Source organism: Rhodopseudomonas sp. BR0C11, from assembly GCF_010820945.1.
In the GTDB taxonomy this organism is placed as follows: Bacteria; Pseudomonadota; Alphaproteobacteria; order Rhizobiales; family Xanthobacteraceae; genus Rhodopseudomonas; species Rhodopseudomonas palustris_H.
The window spans coordinates 1-3,784 of record NZ_QTKI01000439.1 but is presented as its reverse complement, the minus strand read 5'-3'; the positions used below and the strand labels follow the sequence as shown (position 1 = coordinate 3,784).

The window sequence follows — 3,784 nt, the reverse complement described above, 5'->3', positions numbered from 1 at the left end:
CCCTCACCCCAGCCCTCTCCCGCAAGCGGGAGAGGGAGCCGTCTGTGCTCGGAGCTAAGCATGGTCGCGATAATCCTCACGCCCCCACCGCCTTCAGCCGCTGCGCGGCGCCGCGATGGTGGGCGTGGGTGATGGCGATCGCCAGCGCATCGGCGGCGTCGGCACTTTTCGGATCGGCTTTGGGCAGCAAGATCTTCAGCATCATCTGGATCTGGGTCTTATCGGCATGGCCAGCGCCGACCACCGTCTTCTTCACAAGATTAGGCGCGTATTCGGCAACCAGGAGGCCGCGCATCGCCGGCACGAGCATCGCGACGCCGCGCGCCTGGCCGAGCTTCAGGGTTGCGGCGCCATCCTTGTTGACGAACGTCTGCTCGACCGCGGCCTCAGCGGGCGCGTGCTCAGCCAGAACTTTCGTCAGCCCGTCGTGAATCGCCAGCAGCCGCTCGGCCAGCGGCAACGTATCACGCGGCTCCACCGTGCCGCACGCGACATAGACCAGCCGATTGCCCTCGCTCTCGACCACGCCCCAGCCGGTGCGGCGAAGGCCGGGGTCGATGCCAAGGATGCGGATCGGGCTACGAATCGACGCTGGGGTCATGCGCATGTGATAGCGCCGAAAAGCTTAAGAACAAAATAGCAACGGCGCGCTGCGCGGAGCCTTCCCCAGCGCCGCATCGAGAGTCCCGGCAAACGCGACGCCCCTCGTGCAAACCCGAGGTGAGCGGATTGTATTTTACAACCTAAAGTTGTGATGATTGCATAGCGCTATCGGAGATAGCCGATAGGAGATCATCATGAGCCGAGTTATCACTCACGGTCAGGTTAAACGGGTTTCGGAAACTGACGCCTACGCAGTGCCGGTGGAGAGCCTGACTTTTCCCACTCTCGCGCCGGTCGGCCCTTTGCCACCGGCCGGAACAGCGGGCGTGCTCATCACCCAACGCGTGCCCAACACGCCCTACACGCCGGCTCCGCCGCCGCCGCCACCGGTGCCGGCGAACCAGACCATCATCTATGAGGACGGAAACAACAACAACACCATCTACATGCGAGTGGTGTCGGTGGTCGGCCCCGCGAAGTACAACATCGCGGTGCTATAAAGCGGCAAGTCATGGGTGCGCGGCCGAGCGGCCGCGCAGTCCTGATCAGCCCGCCATCTTCGCCATCAGGGCGTCGGAGACTTCGAAGTTGGCGTAGACGTTCTGAACGTCGTCGTGGTCGTTCAGAGCGTCCATCAGCTTGAACAGCTTCTCGCCGGTCTCGTCATCGACCGCGACTGTGTTTTGCGGCTTCCAGATCACCGCTGCCTTGCGGGCCTCGCCGAACTTGGCTTCGAGCGCCTTGGCGACATCGCGGAAGGTTTCCTGCGAGGCATAGACCTCGTGGCCGGCCTCCGACGACACCACGTCGTCCGCGCCGGCTTCGATCGCGGCATCGAGCATATCGTCGGCGGAGGCCTTGTCGGCGTCGTATTCGACGATACCGACGCGGTCGAACATGAACGACACCGAGCCGGTTTCGCCGAGGTTGCCGCCCGACTTGGTGAAGAACGAGCGGATGTCCGACGCGGCACGATTGCGGTTGTCGGTCAGCGCTTCGACGATCACCGCGACGCCGCCGGGGCCGTAGCCCTCGTAGCGGATCTCATCGTAGTTCTCGCTGTCGCCGCCGATCGCCTTCTTGATCGCGCGCTCGATATTGTCCTTCGGCATGTTTTCCGCACGCGCCGCCAGCACCGCGGCCCGCAGCCGGGGGTTCATCGCCGGGTCGGGGGTGCCGAGCTTGGCGGCGACGGTGATTTCGCGGGCGAGCTTGCTGAACAGCTTGGACCGCTGTGCGTCCTGGCGGCCCTTGCGGTGCATAATGTTCTTAAATTGCGAATGTCCGGCCATGCGCTCTCTCTCGCGGGTCGATCCGTTGGAATTTCGGGCTGCGGCGCGGGGTTATAAGCGGCGCATCCGCCAAAATCAAAGACTTGCCGCCGCCGTCCGGCGCGAAATCCGTAATTCCACTGAAAGAAAATTTAACCGTAACTTCACGGGGCGCCGCGAGAGTAGCAGGCTATGTTCTAGTTCTGCGGGAGGAACCATGGCGTTCGGCCTATTTCGCAAGCGGTCGCCGGAAACGGCGGCCCTGAACGTCGTGGCAGCTTCGCCCCCGGCGGCAGCCGAACCGACGGTCGCGGAGGCCGATTCCGCCCGTGAAATCCTCGAATTGCTGGAGCTGGAGCTGGGCTCGCTGATTCGGCAGCTCGAACGCGCCGCCCATTCCGTGACCACCGGCGTGCAGTCGACCACCTCGACGCTGCACACCATCCGCGAGCGCACCGACGCCCTCACCGGCCGGACCAGCGCGGCCCAAGCGACCGCCAGCTCGTTCTCCGAGGCCGCCGACAAATTCACCCATTCGGCCCACGGCATCGGCGCCCAGGTCCGCCAGGCGTCGCAGCTCGCCGACGACGCCAGCGCGGCAGCGAATGAAGCCACGGCCAATGTCGAGCGGCTGCGCGATTCGTCGGCCGCGATCGGCAACGTGGTCAATCTGATCTCCCAGATCGCCCGCCAGACCACGCTGCTGGCATTGAACTCGACCATCGAGGCGGCGCGCGCGGGCGCGGCCGGCCGCGGCTTTGCCGTGGTGGCGACCGAGGTGAAGGCGCTGGCGGTGCAGACCCAGGAGGCGACCGAGGAGATCAAGCGCAAGATCGACGCCTTGCAGCGGGATGCCTCCAGTTCGGCCGATGCCGTCCATCGCATCACCAGCGCAATCGCCGCAATCCGGCCGGTGTTCGACACCGTCAACGGCGCGGTGGCCGAGCAGAACGCGACCACCGGCGACATCGCCGGCAATGCCACCTCGGCCTCAACCTTCATCGCCTCGGTCGGCGACAGCGCCGCAGAAATCGACAGCGCCACCCGCGAAGCCGAGCAGCACGGCGACGAGGTCGCCCGCGCCGGCCAGAACGTTACCAATTTCGCCGACAAACTGCGGGCGCGTACCGCGGTTCTGCTCAAGCTCGGCGACCGCGAGGATGTTCGGCGGCGCGAGAAGCTGCCGTGCCACCTGCAGATCGATCTCGACACCCCGCGCGGCAGGATCACCGCGCCGGTGTACGAGATCTCGATGGAGGGCGTGCTGATCAGCGGCCCGGCCGCCGACACGCTGGCGACCGGCCAACAATTGGCCGCCGAGCTTCAGGACATCGGCGCCTGCCGCGTCCGCATCGCCGAGCACGGCAAGGCCGGCGCCCTGGCGCGGTTCGTCGCGCCCGACGCTGGCCTGCAGGAGCGGATCGAGGACCGGCTGTGGGCAATCCGCGATGAGAACACCGAGTTCGTCACCCGCGCGATCGAGGCTGGGCATGAACTTGCGAAGATCTTCGAACGCGGCATTGCGTCCGGCGCGCTGACGCTGGAGCAGATATTCGACGAAAACTACGTCGAGATCGCCGGCACCGATCCGAAGCAATACCGCACGCAATACCTCGATTGGGCCGACCGCGCGTTGCTGCCGTTCCAGGAGGCCTTCCTGGCCAAGGATCCACGGATGGCGTTCTGCGTGATGATCGACCGGAACGGCTATCTGCCGGTGCACAACAAACTGTATTCGCAGCCGCAGCGGCCGGGGGATGTTGCCTTCAACACCGCCAATTCACGCAACCGCCGGATCTTCAACGATCCGGCCGGGCTCGCCGCGGGACGCAATACCCGCTCGTTCCTGATCCAGAGCTACGCCCGCGACATGGGCGGCGGCCAGACCGTGATGATGCGTGAGATCGACG

The 3,784-nt window shown here is 65.4% G+C and carries 4 protein-coding genes; 2 read left to right on the top strand and 2 right to left on the bottom strand.

The genetic code is table 11. The features are described from left to right. Positions 1-76: 76 nt before the first annotated feature. Entirely contained in the window at positions 77-601 is a 525-nt protein-coding gene (ruvC, locus tag DYI24_RS22975; RefSeq protein ID WP_107357407.1) for a crossover junction endodeoxyribonuclease RuvC, read from the bottom strand. A gap of 328 nt (positions 602-929) precedes the next feature. Between ruvC and DYI24_RS28415 the strand changes: the two genes are divergently transcribed. Continuing rightward, complete coding sequence (locus DYI24_RS28415; RefSeq protein ID WP_234820117.1) at positions 930-1,103, top strand: hypothetical protein; 174 nt, start codon at positions 930-932, stop codon at positions 1,101-1,103. Positions 1,104-1,148: 45 nt separating this feature from the next. On the opposite strand, the gene DYI24_RS22965 is transcribed toward DYI24_RS28415, so the two are convergent. Next, a complete protein-coding gene (locus DYI24_RS22965; RefSeq protein WP_164573973.1) occupies positions 1,149-1,895 on the bottom strand; it encodes a YebC/PmpR family DNA-binding transcriptional regulator in 747 nt (248 codons plus the stop codon). A 196-nt stretch (positions 1,896-2,091) separates the two neighbouring features. Here DYI24_RS22965 and DYI24_RS22960 point away from each other — a divergent pair. Then, the coding region (locus tag DYI24_RS22960) for a methyl-accepting chemotaxis protein (protein WP_164573972.1) at positions 2,092-3,784 on the top strand (1,693 nt) is incomplete at its 3' end.

Coding starts and splice junctions, on each gene's coding strand:
- ruvC (WP_107357407.1), bottom strand. CDS start 601: ATGACCCCAGCGTCGATTCGTAGCCCGATCCGCATCCTTGGCATCGAC.
- DYI24_RS22965 (WP_164573973.1), bottom strand. CDS start 1,895: ATGGCCGGACATTCGCAATTTAAGAACATTATGCACCGCAAGGGCCGC.